General features: G+C 58.9%; 13 protein-coding genes and 1 pseudogene. 3 read left to right on the top strand and 11 right to left on the bottom strand.

Translation table 11 applies throughout. The annotated features are described in order from the left end of the window. Positions 1–29: 29 nt before the first annotated feature. From F8N44_RS17820 to F8N44_RS17765, 11 genes are all read right to left on the bottom strand, one after another. Positions 30–308: a DUF971 domain-containing protein gene (locus tag F8N44_RS17820; RefSeq protein WP_150651207.1), complete on the bottom strand. Its 279-nt coding sequence runs from the start codon at positions 306–308 to the stop codon at positions 30–32. Further along, entirely contained in the window at positions 305–1267 is a 963-nt protein-coding gene (locus F8N44_RS17815) for a HEAT repeat domain-containing protein (RefSeq protein ID WP_150651206.1), read from the bottom strand. The genes F8N44_RS17820 and F8N44_RS17815 overlap by 4 nt, the downstream gene beginning before the upstream one ends. Continuing rightward, a complete protein-coding gene (locus F8N44_RS17810) occupies positions 1264–2112 on the bottom strand; it encodes an ABC transporter ATP-binding protein (protein ID WP_150651205.1) in 849 nt (282 codons plus the stop codon). Before F8N44_RS17810 ends, F8N44_RS17815 begins: the two co-directional genes overlap by 4 nt. Then, the gene (locus F8N44_RS17805) at positions 2112–2894 is read right to left on the bottom strand and encodes an ABC transporter permease (protein ID WP_150651204.1); all 783 of its coding nucleotides are present in this window, start codon (positions 2892–2894) and stop codon (positions 2112–2114) included. Before F8N44_RS17805 ends, F8N44_RS17810 begins: the two co-directional genes overlap by 1 nt. 311 nt (positions 2895–3205) lie before the next feature. Beyond that, positions 3206–4630: an ABC transporter substrate-binding protein gene (locus F8N44_RS17800; RefSeq protein WP_191630913.1), complete on the bottom strand. Its 1425-nt coding sequence runs from the start codon at positions 4628–4630 to the stop codon at positions 3206–3208. Positions 4631–4841: 211 nt separating this feature from the next. Next, on the bottom strand, positions 4842–5087 hold the full coding sequence (locus F8N44_RS17790) for a ferredoxin family protein (protein ID WP_003225615.1): 246 nt from the start codon (positions 5085–5087) through the stop codon (positions 4842–4844). A gap of 26 nt (positions 5088–5113) precedes the next feature. Beyond that, a complete protein-coding gene (locus tag F8N44_RS17785) occupies positions 5114–6844 on the bottom strand; it encodes a fumarate reductase/succinate dehydrogenase flavoprotein subunit (protein ID WP_150651202.1) in 1731 nt (576 codons plus the stop codon). Next, positions 6841–7593: a GntR family transcriptional regulator gene (locus tag F8N44_RS17780; RefSeq protein ID WP_016774450.1), complete on the bottom strand. Its 753-nt coding sequence runs from the start codon at positions 7591–7593 to the stop codon at positions 6841–6843. The genes F8N44_RS17785 and F8N44_RS17780 overlap by 4 nt, the downstream gene beginning before the upstream one ends. 221 nt (positions 7594–7814) lie before the next feature. After that, positions 7815–8783, bottom strand: a complete 969-nt coding sequence (locus tag F8N44_RS17775) for a Gfo/Idh/MocA family protein (protein ID WP_150651201.1) — start codon at positions 8781–8783, stop codon at positions 7815–7817. A 22-nt stretch (positions 8784–8805) separates the two neighbouring features. Further along, complete coding sequence (locus F8N44_RS17770; protein WP_150651200.1) at positions 8806–9693, bottom strand: Dyp-type peroxidase; 888 nt, start codon at positions 9691–9693, stop codon at positions 8806–8808. Positions 9694–10023: 330 nt separating this feature from the next. Further along, on the bottom strand, positions 10024–11106 hold the full coding sequence (locus tag F8N44_RS17765) for an AraC family transcriptional regulator (protein WP_150651199.1): 1083 nt from the start codon (positions 11104–11106) through the stop codon (positions 10024–10026). Positions 11107–11317: 211 nt separating this feature from the next. On the opposite strand from F8N44_RS17765, the gene F8N44_RS17760 reads away from it, so the two are divergent. The 3 genes and pseudogenes from F8N44_RS17760 to F8N44_RS17750 form a co-directional block, all read left to right on the top strand. Further along, positions 11318–12265 (top strand): transporter, encoded by a 948-nt coding sequence (locus tag F8N44_RS17760; RefSeq protein ID WP_150651198.1) that lies wholly within the window; start codon positions 11318–11320, stop codon positions 12263–12265. A gap of 179 nt (positions 12266–12444) precedes the next feature. Continuing rightward, entirely contained in the window at positions 12445–16389 is a 3945-nt protein-coding gene (locus F8N44_RS17755) for an Ig-like domain repeat protein (RefSeq protein ID WP_150651197.1), read from the top strand. 223 nt (positions 16390–16612) lie between these two features. Beyond that, positions 16613–18624 (top strand): annotated as a pseudogene (locus F8N44_RS17750) (hypothetical protein); the annotation flags it as partial.

The raw sequence follows: 18624 nt of genomic DNA, 5'->3' as shown, positions 1-18624 counted from the left end.
GCTCGCTCCCACAGTTGATTTTGGTGGACCTAAGGATTGAGGTTTGCCAGATAGGCCCACGGGTAAATACCGCGTTGATGGCCGTCGCTGAACACCAGTTGCACGCCGTAGCCCTGGGGGTTGAGTTCGATCAGGCGCACGCGTTCATCAACCATTGGTGTCAGGCCTTTGAGGCGAAACGCGCGGCATTGCGAGCATGGACACTGGCGGCGCAGTTCGGCGTGGTTGAGTTGCTGCTCGCGGCCGTCCGGCCAGGTCAGTCGCAGGGTTTGCTCGCTTTGTGAGTTACCCACCGACAGCGGGTTCATTGCAACTGACTCAGGGCAATGCGCACGGCTTTGCGCACTTCCGGGTCGCCGTCGTCCTGCGTGGCCTGCAAGGCAGCCACAGCGCCGCGATCATTCAACTCGCCCAAAGCCAGCGCGGCTTCCTTGCGCAGGTTGCTGATGCGATGGCCGAGGGTGTCGATCAAGGCGTCCAGTGCCGGGGCGAACCGCAAACGGCCGAGACTGCGGGTGGCGCGCAGGCGTACTTGCCAGTAATCGTCGCTCAAGGCTTCAACCAGCGCCGGGCCCGCGTCAATGTGGCCGACCTTGCCCAGGGTCGTCGCGGCTTCTTCGCGCACTTGCCAGGCGTTGTCCTGCAAAGCCTGGCGCAGGGCCGGCAAAACTTCAGCGCTGGAGGCCAGGCCCAACGCCCCGGTGGCGGCGCGGCGAACTTCGGTATCGGGATCGTCACTGGCCAATCTTGCTAACGCCGGCAACGCGTCAAGTTGTTTGAGCCAGCCGAGCACGCCGACCGCTTCACGGCGCACGTTAGCGTCAGCATCGTTGAGTGCGGCGACGGCAGCCGGTGCGGCGTCGGCGAAACGCAATTCGCGCAAGGCGCGAAACGCCGCGATGCGCACGCTGACGTCGGCGTGATCGGTCCACGGCAAAATCACCTGCCCCGCCGCTTCAGTCTTGAGCAGACTCAAGCTCTGCGCAGCAGCGGATTGCACGGCGGGCGACGGATCGGTCAGCGCTTCGCACAAGGCTTGCACAACGTCCTCATCTTCCCAGGCCTCAAGCAATCGCGCGGCTTCGGCGCGGACTTCTTCAGCAGGATCCTGACCAAGGCGATCAACCAGCCAGAGCAAGCCATCGGGTTCTTCCAGATCCGCCAGATCAATCAGGGCAATGCGTCGTACGCCGGCGTCTTCGGCAGTCAGGCGCGGTTGCAGATCGAGAATGTCTTGGTTATCGGTCACAGCAAAAATAGAGGTCATAGGGCAAATCGCGGCAAAGGGTTTTCAGGAGGCAGGCCGAGCGGGTTGAGGCGCGGCAGCGGTCGGTCGTTGTCGTGGCGCAGCAGGTCGAGGCAGTGGCGCTTGAGGCGCGAGAACTCAGGACTGGTGACCAGTTCACTGGTGCGTGGCCGGGAAAAATCCAGACGCAAGTCTTCGATGATTCGTCCCGGTCGTGCGCTCATCACCAGCAAGCGGTCGGCGAGGAACAGCGCCTCGTCGATGTCGTGAGTGACGAACACGACCGTGGTGCGGATGCGCGTCCAGATGTCCAGCAGCAGCTCTTGCATATTCAGGCGGGTCAACGCATCCAGTGCGCCGAACGGTTCGTCCATCAGCAACAGGCGCGGGCGGTTGACCAGCACGCGGGCGATTTCGACGCGTTGCTGCATGCCGCCGGACAGCTGATCGGGCCAGCGTTCGGCGAAACCTTCGAGGCCGACCAGTTTGAGAATTTCATCGGCGGCGCGGTGGCGCTCAACCTTGCCGATACCGCACATTTTCAGGCCAAAGGCAACGTTGTCACGCACCGTACGCCACGGAAACAGCGTGTGATGCTGGAACACCATGCCGCGCTGCGGCGACGGACCGGACACTTCGCCGCCATCGACTTTCAGGCTGCCGGCATGAGCGCTCAGGTGCCCGGCCAAGGCGCCGAGCAAGGTCGATTTGCCGCAACCGGACGGTCCGAGAATACAGACGAACTGGCCCGGTTCGATCTGACAATCGAGCTCGCGCACCGCTTCGAAGGCTTCCCTTCCCTGCCCAAGGACAATGGACAACTGGCGAATATCGATCCGTCCTTCCGGGGTTTGCATCGCGCTCATCAGGCTTTTCCTCGCGGTCGATGCCAAGGCGTGAACAACCCGCCCAGGCGTTTGATCAGCAGACTGCTGCCCATGCCCAGCACGCCGATCAGCAACATGCCGACGACGATGTCGGCGTAGTTCTGGATCGTGTAGGACTCCCAGGTGTAGTAACCGATGCCGAACTGGCCGGAGATCATTTCCGCCGTGACCAGGCAGAACCACGAGGTGCCCATACCGATCGCCAGGCCGGTGATGATGCTGGGTGCGGCGCCCGGCAAAATCACTTCCAGCAGGATCGCCCGGCGCCCTGCCCCGAGGCTTTTCGCTGAGGCGATCAGACGTGGGTCGACGCCTTCGACGCCGTGCACGGTGTTGAGCAGAATCGGGAACAGTGCACCGGTGAAGGTGATGAAGACCATCGACAGTTCAGAGGACGGGAACATCAGGATCGCCAGCGGGATCCAGGCGACGGCGGGGATCGGGCGCAGGACTTCCAGCGGTGGCAGCAGCAGGTCTTCGGCCCATTTCGAGCGGCCGATGGCCAGGCCGAGGGCGATGCCGATCAGCAGTGCGGCGAGGTAGCCGGCGAAGACGCGGCTGAGGCTGGCGGTGAGGTGTTGCAGGAGCTTGCCGGAGTCGCCGAGGCCCAGCGCTGCTTCGATCACCGCGATGGGTGTCGGTACGTTGGCGAAGGTGACCAGGCCGAGGTTCCAGTGGTGGCTGGCGGCGAGTTGCCAGAACAGCAGGCAGAGCAGCAAGGATATGGCTCTTGATGTCCAGCGTAGGGTGGGTGAATTCATTGATCGGGTTTCCAGTTCTGGATCTGTGTTGTGGCTGAGATTTACCCCCCTCACCCCAGCCCTCTCCCCCCAAGGGGGGCGAGGGGGAAAGGGAGCCGATCTTCATGTTTTTCAGAACCTGAGTTCGGCTCAAGCAAGAGCCGATCTTTATGTTTTTCAAAACCTGAGTTCGGCTCGATAGCGAGCAGGTGTTCATGCTTGAAAACCTGAGTTCGACTCGGTATTTCAGGTCGGCGTAGCGAGTCCAAACACCTCGGTCAGTCCCCTCTCCCCCTGGGAGAGGGCTAGGGTGAGGGGCTTTTGATCTTCAATCAGCGAGCAGCAACCGCTTGGGTCGTGGCATCCGTGAAGTCGAAAACCTTGCCGCCCTGCGTCGAGGCATATTGCTGAGCCTGACCCTTGAGTAGAAACGCACTCAGGCGACCCTTGGCGTCACTGGCAAACCAAGCCTGCTCCGCGAGCAACTTGATCCCGCTATCACTGGCCTGTGCATACACGGCACGGACGCTTTTGCCTTCCTGCTTCAAAGCAGCCAGCGCAGTAAAGGCTTCTTCCGCCGACGCGTACTGACGCACCTTGCCCTCGCCCCGCACCCAAATCTCGACAACATGGCTAACGTCAGTAATCGCTTTCCCTGTCGCCGCATCCGTAGCCTGCAACGGCGTCTGCGCGTAATTGGCCAATTGCGCCGTGTAATCCAGGTTCGACGCCTTGAACGCCGCACGAATGTATTGATCGTCGACAAAGGTATTCAGATCGAGCCCGCGATCAGCCTTCTTCAGCAGCTTCAACGTATCGATAGCCGTGCCGACTGCCTGGCGATATTCCGGCTTCCAGCTCAGGTCGCGGGTCTGCACGCCGAGCGGGCCGTGGAACAGATAATTCACCTCGGCATCGACGCCGGTGACTTTGGCGATCAACTCGCTGTACTTCTCAGGCTCGGCGGCGAGCAGTTGATTGGCCTCGATGCTCGCTCGCAGATAAGCGACAACGATCTCCGGGTACTTCTTGGCGTAAGCCTGATCCACCAGCGCACCATGGAACGTCGGTGCGTTGGCCTGAGCGCCGTCGTAGATCTTGCGGGCGAAACCCCGGCTCGGGAACAGTTCGGCGAACGGCACGAAATCGGCGTGGGCGTCGATCTTGCCGGCCTGCAACGCCGAGCCGGCGACTTCCGGCGGCTGGGCGATGATGTTGACGTCTTTAAGCGGATCCCAACCCTGCGCCGCCACCGCACGCAGCAACATGCCGTGGGCGGTGGAGGCGAACGGCACGGAAATCGTCTTGCCCTTGAGTTCGCTGAGCGACTGCACGCCCGACGCGCTCGGCACAACAATGCCGTTGCCGCTGCCCTTGATGCTCCCCGACAGCACGCTGATGAACAGGCTGTGCTTGCCGGCGGTTTCGAACGCAACACCGTTGAATGCGCCGGGGAAATCGGCCATCGCGCCGAAGTCGAGTTTGCCGGCGACCATCTCGTTGGTCAGCGGCGCGCCACTGGTGAAGTTCTTCCACTGTACGTCGTACTTGGCGTCTTTGTAGGCGCCGTCGTGGGGCAGGTATTTGTCGAGCAGGCCCAGTTCACGAATCAACAGTCCGCCAGCGGCGCAGTTGATGGTGGTGTCCTGGGTGCCGATGGCGATGCGGATGGTTTCGGCTGAGGCCGACACAGTGAATGAAGCCAGTACCAGACCGGCGATTGCTGCACGCAACATGAGTGTTTCCCCTCGAATCATTTATTTGAGTTCGTCTCCGCCGCGATCGGGGCGCGGTGGGAAACGAGGGGTTTTCGGTGAATCCAGCGTCCGGGGTTTCCGGATGGCTTTGGGGTGTCGCAGTTCAAATGTGGGAGCGAGCCTGCTCGCGAAGGCGGCGTGCCAGTCACCATCAATGTTGAATGAACGATTGCTTTCGCGAGCAGGCTCGCTCCCACATTTCGATCGGGTTTCAACGCAGGAGATAGGGGATGTCGACTTTCACGGCCCCCGTCGGGCAATCCTTCTCGCACGGCATGCAGTACCAGCATTCATCGAACGCCATATAGGCCTTTTGCGTCGCCGGGTTGATCGCCAGCAAGTCCATCGGGCAAACGTCGACACACACGGTGCAGCCCTTTTCGGCGATGCATTTGTCCTCGTCCACGGTGACGGGCGCGTTGGAGCGGAAGAAGATTTCCTGAGCTTGATAGGCCATGGTTCGGACTCTCTTTTAGTAGTGCATCAAGCGGCAAATGCGCCGACCCGCAAGCGGTCGTACGCCTGCATTTCTTCGGCATCGAGCGGGATGATGTAAGGCTCGACGGCTTTCTTGAAACTGGTCATCTGGCCGTCATCCCCCTTCTTCAGATGGCAATGGCAGAACCACTCGCTATCGTTGCGCTGCGGATGGTCGACACGATAGTGGTACAGACCCCAGCGGCTTTCGGCGCGGAACAACGAGGCGCGTGCAGCCATTTCGGCGCAGTCGCGGATCACGCTGGTTTCCATCGCACGCATCAGTTCGTGGGCGTTGTTGGCTTTCATCTGATCGAGATCGCGTTCGATGTCACTGAAGCGTTGCAGGCCGATCTGCATCTTTTTGGTCACTTTCGGCGGTTGCAGGTAATCGTTGACGAAGCGCCGCAGCTTGTACTCGACCTGCGCCGGCGGCAGACCGTGTTCGCGATCCAGCGGTGCGTAGACCCGGGCCTTTTCCTTTTCGATCTGCTTGGCGTCCAGCGCAGAAAACTCGCGCCCAGCGACAAAATCCGCAGCGTTATGCCCGGCGAACCAGCCATAGGTGAACGCTCCGAGCATGTAGTTGTGCGGCACGGCAGCCATGTCACCCGCCGAGTACAAACCCTTCACCGAAGTCTCGGCGCGCTCGTTGACCCACACGCCAGACGCCGAGTGGCCGCTGCAAAAGCCGATTTCGGAGATGTGCATTTCGACCATCTGCGTGCGGTAGTCGGTGCCACGATTGGCGTGGAACTGGCCGCGACTGGGGCGCTCGTTGCTGTGCAGTATCTCTTCGATGTTCTGGATGGTTTCTTCCGCCAGGTGATCGAGTTTGAGAAACACCGGGCCGTTGCCGCTCTCCAGTTCCTGGTGAAACTCCCACATCATCTGCCCGCTCCAGTAGTCGCACTCGATGAAGCGTTCGCCCTTGTTGTTGGCGGTGTAGCCACCCAGCGGGCCGGTGACGTAGGCGCAGGCCGGGCCGTTGTAATCCTTGATCAGCGGGTTGATCTGGAAGCATTCGAGGTTGGCCAGTTCGGCGCCGGCGTGATAGGCCATCGCGTAGCCGTCGCCGGCATTGGTCGGGTTTTCGTAGGTGCCCATCAGATAGCCGGAAGACGGCAGACCGAGGCGGCCGGCAGCGCCACAGGCGAGGATCACCGCTTTGGCCTTGATCACATGGAAATCGGCGGTGCGGCAGTCGAAGCCCATCACACCGTTGACGGTGCCCTCCTGGTCAGTCAGCAACCGCGTGCAGACCAGCCGATTGGTGATGCTCACCCGTGCTCGTTTCAACTGGCGATAGAGGACTTTTTTGATGTCGTGCCCTTCCGGCATCGGCAGCACGTAGGCGCCCATGTGGTGGACCTTTTTCACCGCGTAATCGCCGGTTTCGTCCTTCTCGAACTTCACGCCCCAGCGGTCGAGTTGTTCAATGGTTTCAAAGCTGTGAGTCGCGTAAGCGTAAACGGCGGCCTGATTGACGATGCCGTCGTTGGCGATGGTGATTTCCTTGGTGTACTGCTCCGGCGTCGAGTGGCCGGGGATGATCGCGTTGTTCAAGCCGTCCATGCCCATGCTGATCGCGCCGCTGCGTTTGACGTTGGCCTTGTCGACCAGCAACACGCGCAAGTCGCGGTTCTTTTCCTTGGCCTTGATCGCGGCCATCGGGCCTGCGGTGCCACCGCCGATGACGACGATGTCGTATTCCTGTTCGAGCACGTTGCGGGTCATGCCTGCTCCCCTTTTTGCCGGTCGATTCGCAGGCGGTACTGGAACGCATCGCCGCGGTAGTAAAGGTGTTCGAAGTCCAGCGGCTGGCCCTGTGCGTCGTGGGTCAGACGCTCGATACGCATGATCGGCGAGCCGGCTTCGACGTTCAGCGCCTGGGTCAGGTCGCTGTCGGCGAGCACGGCGTCGATGGCCAGATCGGCGTGGCCAAGGGCAATGCCGCAGTCGTTTTCAAGGATCAGGAAGATGTCGCGGGTGACCAGATCAGCCTTCTCCAGTCGCTCGCCAACGGCTTTGGGCAGGTAGGTGATTTCCAGCGAGATCGGCTCGCGATTGATCAACCGCACACGCTTGATCTGCGCGACGATCTCGCCCTCAGCGACTTGCAAACGCTCGGCGACGCGCTTGTCGGCCGGGATGAATTTGAAGCTGCGCAGACGGTTGATCACCTCGTAGCCACGGCCAGTCATAGACTCGGCGAGGCCTTGCAGACTGCTGACGTTTTGAAAGGTTTTCGGTTTGGCGACGAAGGTGCCTTTGCCGTGGATCTTGAAGATCAGCCCTTCCTTTTGCAGATCGCCCAGCGCTTGGCGCACGGTGATGCGGCTGACTTTGAACAGCGCACCGAGTTCGCTTTCGGAGGGCATCTGACTGTCTTGCGGGTATTCGCCGTCGAGGATCCGCGCACGGAGGACGTCGCGCAGTTGGGTGTGCAGAGGAACGCTGCTAAGGGAAAGAACGTTATCGGTCATCACTGGATCACTTGTTATAACGAGTTATGACGTGATCTTAGAGTTGTTATGACGAGTTTGAGAAATACCGAATGGGCATAACCTTAGATGCGACGACGCACTGCCCAATGTGGGAGCGAGCCTGCTCGCGAAGGCGGCGTGTCAGATAATATTTTTGAAACAGACACACCGCTTTCGCGAGCAGGCTCGCTCCCACATTGGGAAGGTGTACAACCGGAAGGTCAGTGGCGCTTGAGGATCTGGTCCATGACCCAATCAGTCTTGAGCGCTTGCTCGGCAACTGCGGGGTGTTGTGAATCGCCACGAATATGCGCATTCATGCCCAGCACGTGATGCCACTGGATGTGTTCGTGATGAGGAATGTCCAGGCTGATGATTTCATCGGCATGCAATTGCACGGGATGCTCATCGAATACGGAAAAACTGATCCGCCCGAGGCTGCCGATGATCTCGACGCGATCCTCACGCCGATCCGCGACAAAGCTCCAGCAACCCATGCCCAGCGCTCCGGAAGCGAACCGCCAACTGGCGCTGACGGCATCTTCTGCCGCATACAACCCGGCCTGACGCGCGGTGAAACCGGCGACCTCGACAACGTCGCCAAGCAGATACTGGAACAGATCAAAACCATGACTGGCCAGATCAGCAAAGTACCCGCCACCGGCCACCGCCGGATCGGTGCGCCAGTTGTCGCCACCCTCGAGATCCGCCGGCGACGGCGCTTTGGTCAGCGTCCAGCTCAGGTGCCGCACGTCACCGATTCGCCCCTCCTCCAGCCACTGCCTTACTTGCGCAAAGCGTGGCAACGAACGGCGATAGTAAGAAACGAACAAGTGCAAACCAGCCTCGGCAAACGCTTGCTGCATTTCACGGCTTTGCCCGGCACTCAGCGCCATGGGTTTTTCCACGCAGCAATGTTTGCCGGCGGCGGCGACTTTCAGGCTGTAGGCGTGGTGGCTGTCGGGGGGCGTGGCGATGTACACCGCGTCCACCTCGGGATCGTTGATCAGCGCATCGACATCGGTGTAAACCCGGGCGATGCCATGGCGCGCGGCGTAGTCAGTCACCGCCTCAAGCCGTCGGCCCATGACCGCGACCAAGGCCGAGCCAGGCACCTTGTAGAAGGCCGGCCCGCTCTTGCGTTCAGTGACATCACCGCAACCGATCATACCCCAGCGCACCACGTTCATTTTTCAGTCCCTTTTTTCAAGATCAGCCAATGCGCAAAGCGCGCAAATCGAGGTGACCGTCCTTCAGCGGCGGGCACCAGTAGTAGCCGCCGGTAATCGGTCGGCTGATGCGATACAGGCCATCGGTGATGCCGTCTTCCAGACCGCTCATGCGCCGCAGTTGTGCTTCGAAGGCATCCAGCGAGAAGCCGAAAGCGAGGAACATCAGGCCGGCGCGATCACCTTCGATCCACGGCATCGAGCGGCGCACGACAAACGCTTCCGGGGCGAAGCTTTCCTGCGCGGTGCGTTTGACGTGGGCGGAGATTGGGGCGTCATCGATCTCTTCGTTGTCGCTGAGGCGACGGCCCATGATGTTGTCTTTGTCCTCGGACGAGAGTTTGTGGAAACCCTTGAGGTCGTGCTGCCACTGCTGGATCGCGGCGAAGCTGCCACCGACCATGCCATCAATGCCAGCGCTTTGCAGGGCGGCGGCGATGGCGGCTTCGTCATGCGGGTTTTCGGTGCCGTCCTCGTAGCCGGTCAGGTCGTGGCCGTCCTTGTGGCGGAAGGCTTCCTGCATCTCGACCAGACGCAGGGCCGGGGCCAGTGCGGCTTCGAGGGCGTTGCAGCGGTTGAGCAGTTCACCACGGTCGACACCGTGCAGCCACACCCACAATGCGTGTTGGGTCGACGGGTTCTCGACGCCAACGCCGCTCATGGCCGGGAAGCTGCGCAGGCCGTCGATCTGCACATTGAGGGCCTTGGCCAGGGATTCACCAAAACCGACCACCGCCGACTTGCCGTCCACCTGATTGATCAGGTTGTCGATCGCCTGCGGCAGGGCTTCCACCGATTCAAGGGCGAAAAACAGGTGACGTGCTTGCGCAGGAACTGGGGTGGCGAGAATGCCCGGCTGGTAGTAACTCATGTGAACTCCTTGGGAAAGTGCGCGGGAGTTTACCTGTGGCCGGAGGGTTTGTGGGGGTTTGGATGGAAGTCAAAAGCCCCTCACCCTAGCCCTCTCCCGGGGGGAGAGGGAACTGATTCGGGGATATTTGAGATCTACACCGACCTGAACGTGCAGCTGTGAATCCATAATCGACACAATCTTTCAGGTCGATGTAACTCGCAAGACACCTCGATCGGCCCCCTCTCCCTCCGGGAGAGGGCTGGGGTGAGGGGATAATAGAGGTAAGACACCGACTTGAACGTGCAGCCGTGAATCCATAATCGACGCAATTCTTCAGGTCGATGTAACTCACAAGACACTGCGGTCGGCCCCCTCTCCCTCTGGGAGAGGGCTGGGGTGAGGGTTAGCGTCATTACGCCAGGCGCTAGGGCTCAGCCCCGTCCAGCGCTTGAATGCCCGGCGAAAACTGCGCACATCGCTGTACCCCACTTCCTCGGTAATCCGCTCGATCGGCATATCAGGATTGCCCAGCAAACTCAGCGTCCGCGCCTGGCGCACCTGCTCCAGCAACGCCTCAAACGTCAGCGCATGCTCAGTCAGACGTCGGCGCAAGGTGCGGCTGCTCATATTCAAATCACCAGCAATCTTTTCAATGTGGCTGCCGCTACTCAGATCCCGCGCAATCGCCCGTTCCACAGCCTGAATCAAATCAAGTTTCTGATGCACCTGCGCCGCTTCCAGCTCCAGCAATGCAACGGCCTGACGCAGCGCCAGCGAATGATGATTGGGCAGATTCACGTCTAGCCACTGCGCCTCGATCAGCATGCGGTTATGCAGGCAACCGAAGCGCACGTCCGGCCCGAGCAAGCGCTGGTATTCGCTGAGGTAATCCGGTGCGGCATGCACAAATTCCACGGCAATCGCCTTGAACTCAGCCCCGACCAGTGCGCGGCCGTACACCAGCAGACTGGCGAAAAACTCCTCGACCGCGAACACCTGCACATCGGCAAATGGCAGGCGACATTCAGCATCGAGATGCACCTGCCCGCCAACCACATCGACACTGGACACCACAATCCCGCCCGAGGTGTGTTGATGACGAATGCCCAGCGCAAAGGCATCACGCAAGGTCTTGCACAGTGACAACACATGCCCGAGCAGACCCAAAGTACCCAGTACGTTCTGCGCGCCGACCCACAATCCCAACCCCTGATTGGGCAGCACTTTGAGCGCGCGCTGAATCATCGCCACGGCTTGACGATAGGAAATCCGCTGCGCCGGATCCTGCAGATCATCAAGGGTAAAACCCAGGCCACGGCACAGGCTCTGGGGATCGATGCCCTTGTTCTGTGCGACTTCGGCGAGGGTTTGCAAAAGAAATGGCGAGACCAGCGCCAGTTCGAAGGTCGGATCTTGGACTTTTACGTTCATGGGGGCTGACATTCCGGATCACGCTTGATTGTTATTTTTGTAACCGGTTATGTCGAAGGAAGTTAGCACAGGGTGCGCGAGCTGTCCGCAGATGCCCCCCTCGGTGTCCGCCAATACCCTGCCCCAACGTACGCCAAACGCTTATTTCTAGCGTACCGGCGCTCCGAGCGACCGGTACCAGGTCCCAATCACAATAATAATGAGGACAGTCATGAGCCAGAACCGCGCAACATCCTTCTTGCCGCTCGCCCTTTTCATCGCGGGTTGCACCCTGACGTTGCCCGCCCTTGCCACCGAAGCCGGGGTCGACAACATCGGCACCGGCACCGACGGTTTCTTCATGCTGCCGCTGGAAGTCGACAGCCTTCCGCAGAACATGGTCGCGTTCAACCTCTACTACAACCATTACAAATCGACCACGCTCAACATCAGCTCGCTGGGCGGCAAGGTGCCGAATGTCGAGATCGAATCCACTGCAGTGATTCCGCGTCTCGATTATTTAAGCCCGGTGCGTGTGTTCGGCGGACGTCTGGCCGGCTACATCGCCCAGCCGTGGCTGAAACAGGAAGTCTCGGTGTTCGGCTTGAGCGACACCCGCGAAGGCATGGGCGATACCACCTTCGCGCCGATCATTCTGTGGGACATGGGCAAGAATCTGACCCTCGGCGCCGCTGTGGAAGTTACCGTGCCCACCGGCGAATACAGCGTCGATCGACTGGCCAACACCAGCAACAATTTCTACACCTACAAACCGCTGTTCTCGTTCACCTGGTTGCCGACCGAAAAGACCGAAGTCTCGATGAAGACCACCTACAGCTTCAACGAGAAAAACAAGGACACCGATTACAAGTCAGGGCAAATTTTCCACTTCGATTATTCGGCCAGCTACAAGATCACCGACGACCTGATGCTCGGCGTCAACGGCTACTACCTCAAGCAGACCACCGACGACAAACAGTTCGGCCACACCGTGCAGTTTGCCGGGCAGGACGTCGATGATGGTGTGCGCGGCAAAGTGTTCGCGATTGGCCCGGCGCTGCACTTCACCTTTCTCAAGTACGCCAGTGCGGAGATTCGCTGGGCCAAGGAATTTGATGTGGAGAACCGGCCGGAAGGGGAAATGTTGTGGGCCAAAGTCAGCATCCCCTACGCATTTTGACCCAGCCAAATTGCGCATCAGTAGCGCGCAGTGCTCAGCGGACGTTCAATAAAAAGACTTGCCTGCACTTGACCGTCCGTCTGGAAAACGCCTACCCCTGTCAGATCTGACAGTAGTCAATGAGCAATGAATGGGACTAAAACGGGATCACCCGTTTCAGTCCTCAGGCAGTACTACTCATGACATCTTTCAGACTTTTTCTGTTTCCTCCCCGCAGAGACTTGTCCGTCGCGCCATTAGAAGTATGGCCCATCTACTTCGCCGGCATGACTAGTCCAGTTGAGGATGCCGACGGCGGTATCAACCTGGGCATATTTGAAGAATCCGAGGCAGGAATTTTCAGTCTTATCGACCCTTACCTCGGCATGGGGGCAGGCGATGAAATCCAGATTTTCTGGGACAAAAAAGTCATTCACGAACTGAAAGTCAAAGCTGAAGAAGTCAATGAACGACTGTTCTTCTTTCTCCCGACGGCTGAAATCGCCCCCGGTTACTCCGAGTGCTATTACCAGGTAACCCGGCTAGGAGAATCGCTCCCTGACGACCCCTCCGTCGTATTGACGCTGTTGGTGAAATTGAATTTGCCCGCCGGCGAGGATGACGAGCAACATCTTCCCTGGCACTCACACCTCGACATTGTCGGGTTGCCGCAGGATGTCATCGACAATGGTGTCAGCAAAGAGTGGTCGAGCAAGGGCGTGCCCATGACCATCAAGCACTATCGGGAAATTACGGTGCGCGACGTCATCTGGGTGCGCTGGGGCAGTGTTTTTCTGACCCCGCACGTAGTCACAGAAGCCGAGGCCGACGGCACGCAAGAAATTGTCATCACCGCGTCGCCCGGTGACATCCTGACCGCCGGCGATAGCAATGCGTTGCCGATCAGGTACGAAATCCATGATGAGGTCTGGAACTGGTGCGAGAAATGGTCGAAGGAGACCACGGTTCAGGTGGATGCTGGTGCCGCTCGCCTGGACCCGGCCTTTTTCGAGGATGCCGATGATGGCGAACTCCATCTCGATCAGCTCGACCATCAGGCGACCAATCTGCTGATCCGGCTCGACATCAATAAAGAATTCTCCACGGGCGACACGATCGTGATTAGTGTCGCCGGTGTCGGAGGCACCGGAACAGCGCCTCGTACACTGACCGAGGAAATCATCGTCGGCAATCTGCCGTACATTCTCGAGTTCCCGATCCCTTTTGCCTTCGTCAGTCTCTTCGCCATCGGGACACTCGATGGCTCCTACGTTTTGCGCAAGAAAGACGGTAGCCCTCTGCTCTATTCCAAGCGCACCTTCGTCAAAGTGGTCGGTAACCCGGCGCTGTTGCCGGCGCCGATTATTGAAGAAGTTATCGGTGCCATTTTGCCTGGAGACAGCAAAGCAGCGACCGTGAAAATTGCCTACCCGAGCCTTAAAACCGGCGACACGATCAACATGGTTTGGGAAGGCACGAAGTCAGACGGGACGCCTTACGTATATGAGGAACCGTATGACGTCAGCAGTAACGATGAGCAGGCAGGCTTCATTTACATCTTTGTGATGAACGAGCACATCCTCGCGCTGAACAACGGCAGCCTCAAACTCTATTACCGGGTGTACAACGACGACCCTGCCGATTATGGACTCAGTGAGTCTGACTTTTTGCGGGTCGAGGTACGCGCACTCCCCGCCACACTGCCGGCACCCGACGTAGAAGAAGCCAAAGATGGCGTGATCGACCCGACGCTGGTTTATACCCAGGCTCATGTGCTGGTCAAACCGGTCAATTGGTCCAAGGGCGACACGCTGACGTATCACTGGTTGGGTATCTCCGCTTTCAGCTCAATCAGAGGCAGCGTCCCCATCACTCATTTGTCGATCGACAAGACCGCGCGTTTTAGAGTGGATGCCCAATACGTCTCGGCCAATATCGGCTATACGGTCACTGTCCGATACACCCTGCTGCATGCCGCGACAGAAAAGTACAGCTATTCAGCACCCTTCGAAGTAATGATTGGCATACCGGTGGGGCATTTGCCTGCGCCTACCGTATTACAGGCACCCAACGGTTCGCTGAACCCGATGGATGCGCTCAACGGTGTCGATATCGAGTGCAGTTATCTGAGCATGGACGAAGCCCTCGACACCCTCGCGCTGAAATGGCGGGGGACGCCCGGGGCCGGTACATCAGAGGATCTGGAACAACCCGCAGTACCTTCCCGCATCGTCACCTTTCACCTGCCCGCCTCGTTTGTGGGTGCCAACATTCGGCGCTCGGTTGACGTCAACTATGAAGTACAGCGCTATGGCTTGTGGACACCTTCTGAAACGCTGCCACTGAATATCCTCGACTTCCAGGATCCGGAAAACGATCTGCCCACTCCGCAAGTACCTCAGGCAGACAAGGCTGTACTGGATTTGATGGAGTTTGCCGGCGACGCGAGGGTGTTGGTGAACATATGGCCATTTATTGCCAAGGGCCAGCGCACGTGGGTCTGTGTAGAGGGCGAAACCAGCACCGGCAGCTACCGGATCGATGTACTGAAAGATCATCAAATCAGTGACCAGCAAGTGGCTGGAGGCCTGGACGAGTCCTTGCTCAGAAGTGAGCTCTCGAAGTTGCGGCACAGTTCTCCAGCGGAGGTGAAATGCAAAGTGATTTTCGACAACAGCACGCAAGAGACTGCTGCAATCGAGTTCCCCGCCCTGCCGCTGACGATCCGCACACGCTACGACTATGTGACGCCGGTCATCACCAGAATTCTCAATCCGCAAGGCCAGGAAATTCCCGAAGCCGGGTTGACCTACGACAAGCGCGTGACGATCCATGGCACGGCGACGCGCGGTGAAAAAGTCGAATTAGGTATCAATGGCGACCTCAAGGGTACGCCGCAGGCCACAGCTCTCTGGACTTGGGAATGCCCTGTCGATCGCCTGGAGGAAGGTCTGCAAACAATCTCGGTCAAAGCCCTGTACGACGCGGAAGTACCGATTGGTAAACCGCGAACTTTTACCGTTGGCGTCGCCACGAAACCCAGCATTACCGCAGTCAGCGACTCCAGGGGGCCGGTTCCCCATGGCGGATTGACCTACGATACTGAGGTGTCCGTGGCGGTCATGGCGGATCCCAACCAGCGCGTTCAGCTTTATGACGAACTCGCCATCATCGGCTCGCCTATCAATCTGGACAGCGCGGGCAAAGGATCTACCCAGCTGACCTCGCTGGGCAGGAAACCGTACGCCATCAAGGTCCGGGCACTTTATGGAGATCAACTGGAGTCACCGTTGCACAGTTTTAGAGTCGAGGCTCACTGGGCAGTGACGCTGACATCGGTCCTGCATTCGGGAGGCGAATTGAACAACGGCAGCACTACCACAGATTCATCGGTGAGTCTGAGGGGTTCAGTGACGCCTTTGTACGATGTGCGGATTTATGACAACAACAGCCCTTTACAGACGGTGCGCAGCAATGGCAGCGGTATATGGACATATGCATTGCAAATAGCCCTTGGCGGGCATTCGGTGTATGCCAAAGCAGTGGCGACTGATCAGAATTCCAGTACGCGGAGCTTCACCAGAAACAATCCGATACCACCGCTGAACTTCAATACGAATCCAGTCACATTAGGTGGCAAGACTTACATCATTCCAGGTTCTAACGTTCTCCCCGCTTTCAACTCGGGGAACTCGGTCCAACACCAAGCCACGGGCGGCTCGGGAGCAAAAACGTACAGCTCAAGCAACCCGGCGGTCGCCGCCGTCGACGGTGCAGGTTTTGTAACCGCTCGTGGCAAAGGCAGCACGGCGATCACTGCAAGAGACAGTATCGGGCAATCCAGGAGCTATACCGTGACTGTGACAAATGTCATTCATTGCCTCGGTCTGGGCAACGCAGTTTGGCAAACGGCAAACTCAAGTGCCAACGCCAACGGTGCGCGCATCCCCAACATGGCAGAACTTAACGAAATTCACGCCGCTTATGGCGCAAGGTGGCCCATGGGTAATCACCACTATTGGTCAACTGACTGGAGTTCTTACTGGTGGCCATTCGCGGGTAGAAGAACCAAGTACCTGGTGACAGGAGGCTACGGCGATGCGATGGATAAAGGTCACTATTCAAACGTTGTTGCGATCAGATGACGCTGCTGGCTGACCCCTTTGTCCGGGTATCCAATACACTGCCGCCGGCTGCTCCGTGAAGTCTGTTCGTCATATCTGATGAATAGATTTCGCAGTTACAGGCCGGCAAAAGTTTTACCACTCGTCTGATTATCGCCTGCACCTGTCAGATCTGACAGGTGCGCATTTTCCGGTTTTATCTCCTAATCACTCCATCGCCCCATCCTCGGCAGGAGTGCCCGTCATGCTCGTCCAACCACGCAAAGAAATCTCGACTCTGGCTCTGCTAGACCCGGAAATCACCGGCGGCATTTTGTTGCCGGACGGCACCTGGGGCATCAACCTTGCTGCCGCACGGCTCAACTTTCCCGACAAGGGCCTGAAGATCCAGATCCCGGCCTGGTCCAACATGAATAGGGGCGATAACTGCAAGTTGTTGCTGAACAAAACCATGGTGGATCAAAAGACCATCACCCATGACATCGAAGTCGGCGAACGCGTCACTCTGTTCGTCCCGCCGCAGCGCTTGCTCAGCGGCGACTGGGAGCTGTCCTATGAGGTCAAACGGATCAGTCAGGCCGTCGAACCCGGGCCGGTCCTCAAGTTGTTCGTCAAACTCGAGTTGCCCGGTGGCCAGGATACCAATCCTGATTATGGCCACTCGGAATTGGCCATGGCCTTCGATCCGCCGGATGTGGTGCGTGACGGGATCGACAAGGAAATGGCCAGGAAAGGCGTGCTGGTCATCGTCGAACCCAAGCCTGGCAGCAGCGTGCCGTACCTTCATATGGCCCTGGGTGATGTGACCACCGCAGCCTGGGCCGGGAAAACCGTGGATTCCGCTCCCGTCACCCAGGAACAGATTGACGATCCCGACAGTCATCCCGTCGTGGTTCTGATCGACGAGGCCACCATCCTCTCGGCCGGCGATTCCGACGGCGTGATGGTCAGCTACAAGATTCGCGACCGCGTGTACAACGAATCCGAGGACTGGTGCGAGGCCGTGTCCATCGCCGTCGATACCCAGAACCTGCGTCTCGGCGCGCCCATCCTCAAACAGGCCGACGGTCTCATCGTCGATCTGGAGGTTCTGGGTGACGAGATACCGCAGGTGGAAGTCTGGGCGGATGACGTGAATATCTACAAAAAAGGCGACGAGATCGTCGTCCTTGTCACCGGCACCAGCCTCGAGGGCAAAGAGATCAGCGAAACGGTGCGCCAGTACATTGAAAGCACGCCACCGGCGCGGATCTCGATCCCGCACAAAAACAGTACCCTGCGCGCCTTGGCCAAACGCACGGCGATGTATTCCTACCAAGTGCTGCGCGCGGGCGTTCCAATCGAGAACTACCAATCCAAGTCGCGCGCCTACAGCATCATCGGCGAGGCCTCGCGCCTGGCCGCGCCCATCGCCCTCGACAAGAGCGGTGGCGCAATTGACCCCGACCTCACCGAATACCGCATCCGCATTCCCTACGACCCGCTGATCACCCCGGACAACGCGATCGAACTGAAATGGTTCGGCACCCGGTCCGACCTGACCACCTACGATCCGGAACTGGACTGGTATTTCCCGACTGAAGACGAGGCCAATGACCGCAACGGTTTCATCATCACTATCGAGGGCAAACATGGCAAAACCCTGGAGGGCGGCACGCTGGATCTGTCGTACAACCTGCTGACCGATGAAGACGGCACCATCACCCGCCGCGCTTCCCTGCACGCGGCGCTGTTGAACGTTGGTGAGCCGCAACGCGAACTGGTCAAACCCATCGTGCTGGGTGAAAAAGATGGCGTGCTCGAACCCAAAGACCTGCCCGGTGGCACCAGCAAACTCACCGCCCCACGGCCGGTGGCTGTTCCGAGCGAGGCCAACGATATCGTCACTTATTTCTGGATCGTAGAAGGCAATGAGCCTGTTACCGACTTTAAAAACCTCAACGCACTGTCCAAGGACAAGGACGTCGATTTCCCGCTGAACGCGGCGTTTGTGGCGCAGCACATCGAGCCTGATCGCGGGAAAAAAGTGCAGGTGCACTACGAAATCTTCCGGGCGGCCAGCAACACCACCAGTTATTCGAATGTGCTGGACTTTGTCATCGGTGAGCCGGTGGCGCTCGATCCGCCGACCATCGACTCGGTCAAGGGCTCGCCGAGCGACAAGGACATTGTCGAGGGTGGCACGACTGTTGAAACCAGTGTGGTGCTGAGCGGCACGGCGGCCAAGGGTCAGCAAATCGAAGTGTTCGACGGTGC

The organism is Pseudomonas fluorescens (genome assembly GCF_902497745.1).
GTDB classification, from domain to species: Bacteria; Pseudomonadota; Gammaproteobacteria; order Pseudomonadales; family Pseudomonadaceae; genus Aquipseudomonas; species Aquipseudomonas fluorescens_BM.
The sequence above is the reverse complement of the archived record's forward strand: the minus strand, read 5'-3'. Positions and strand labels throughout refer to the sequence as shown.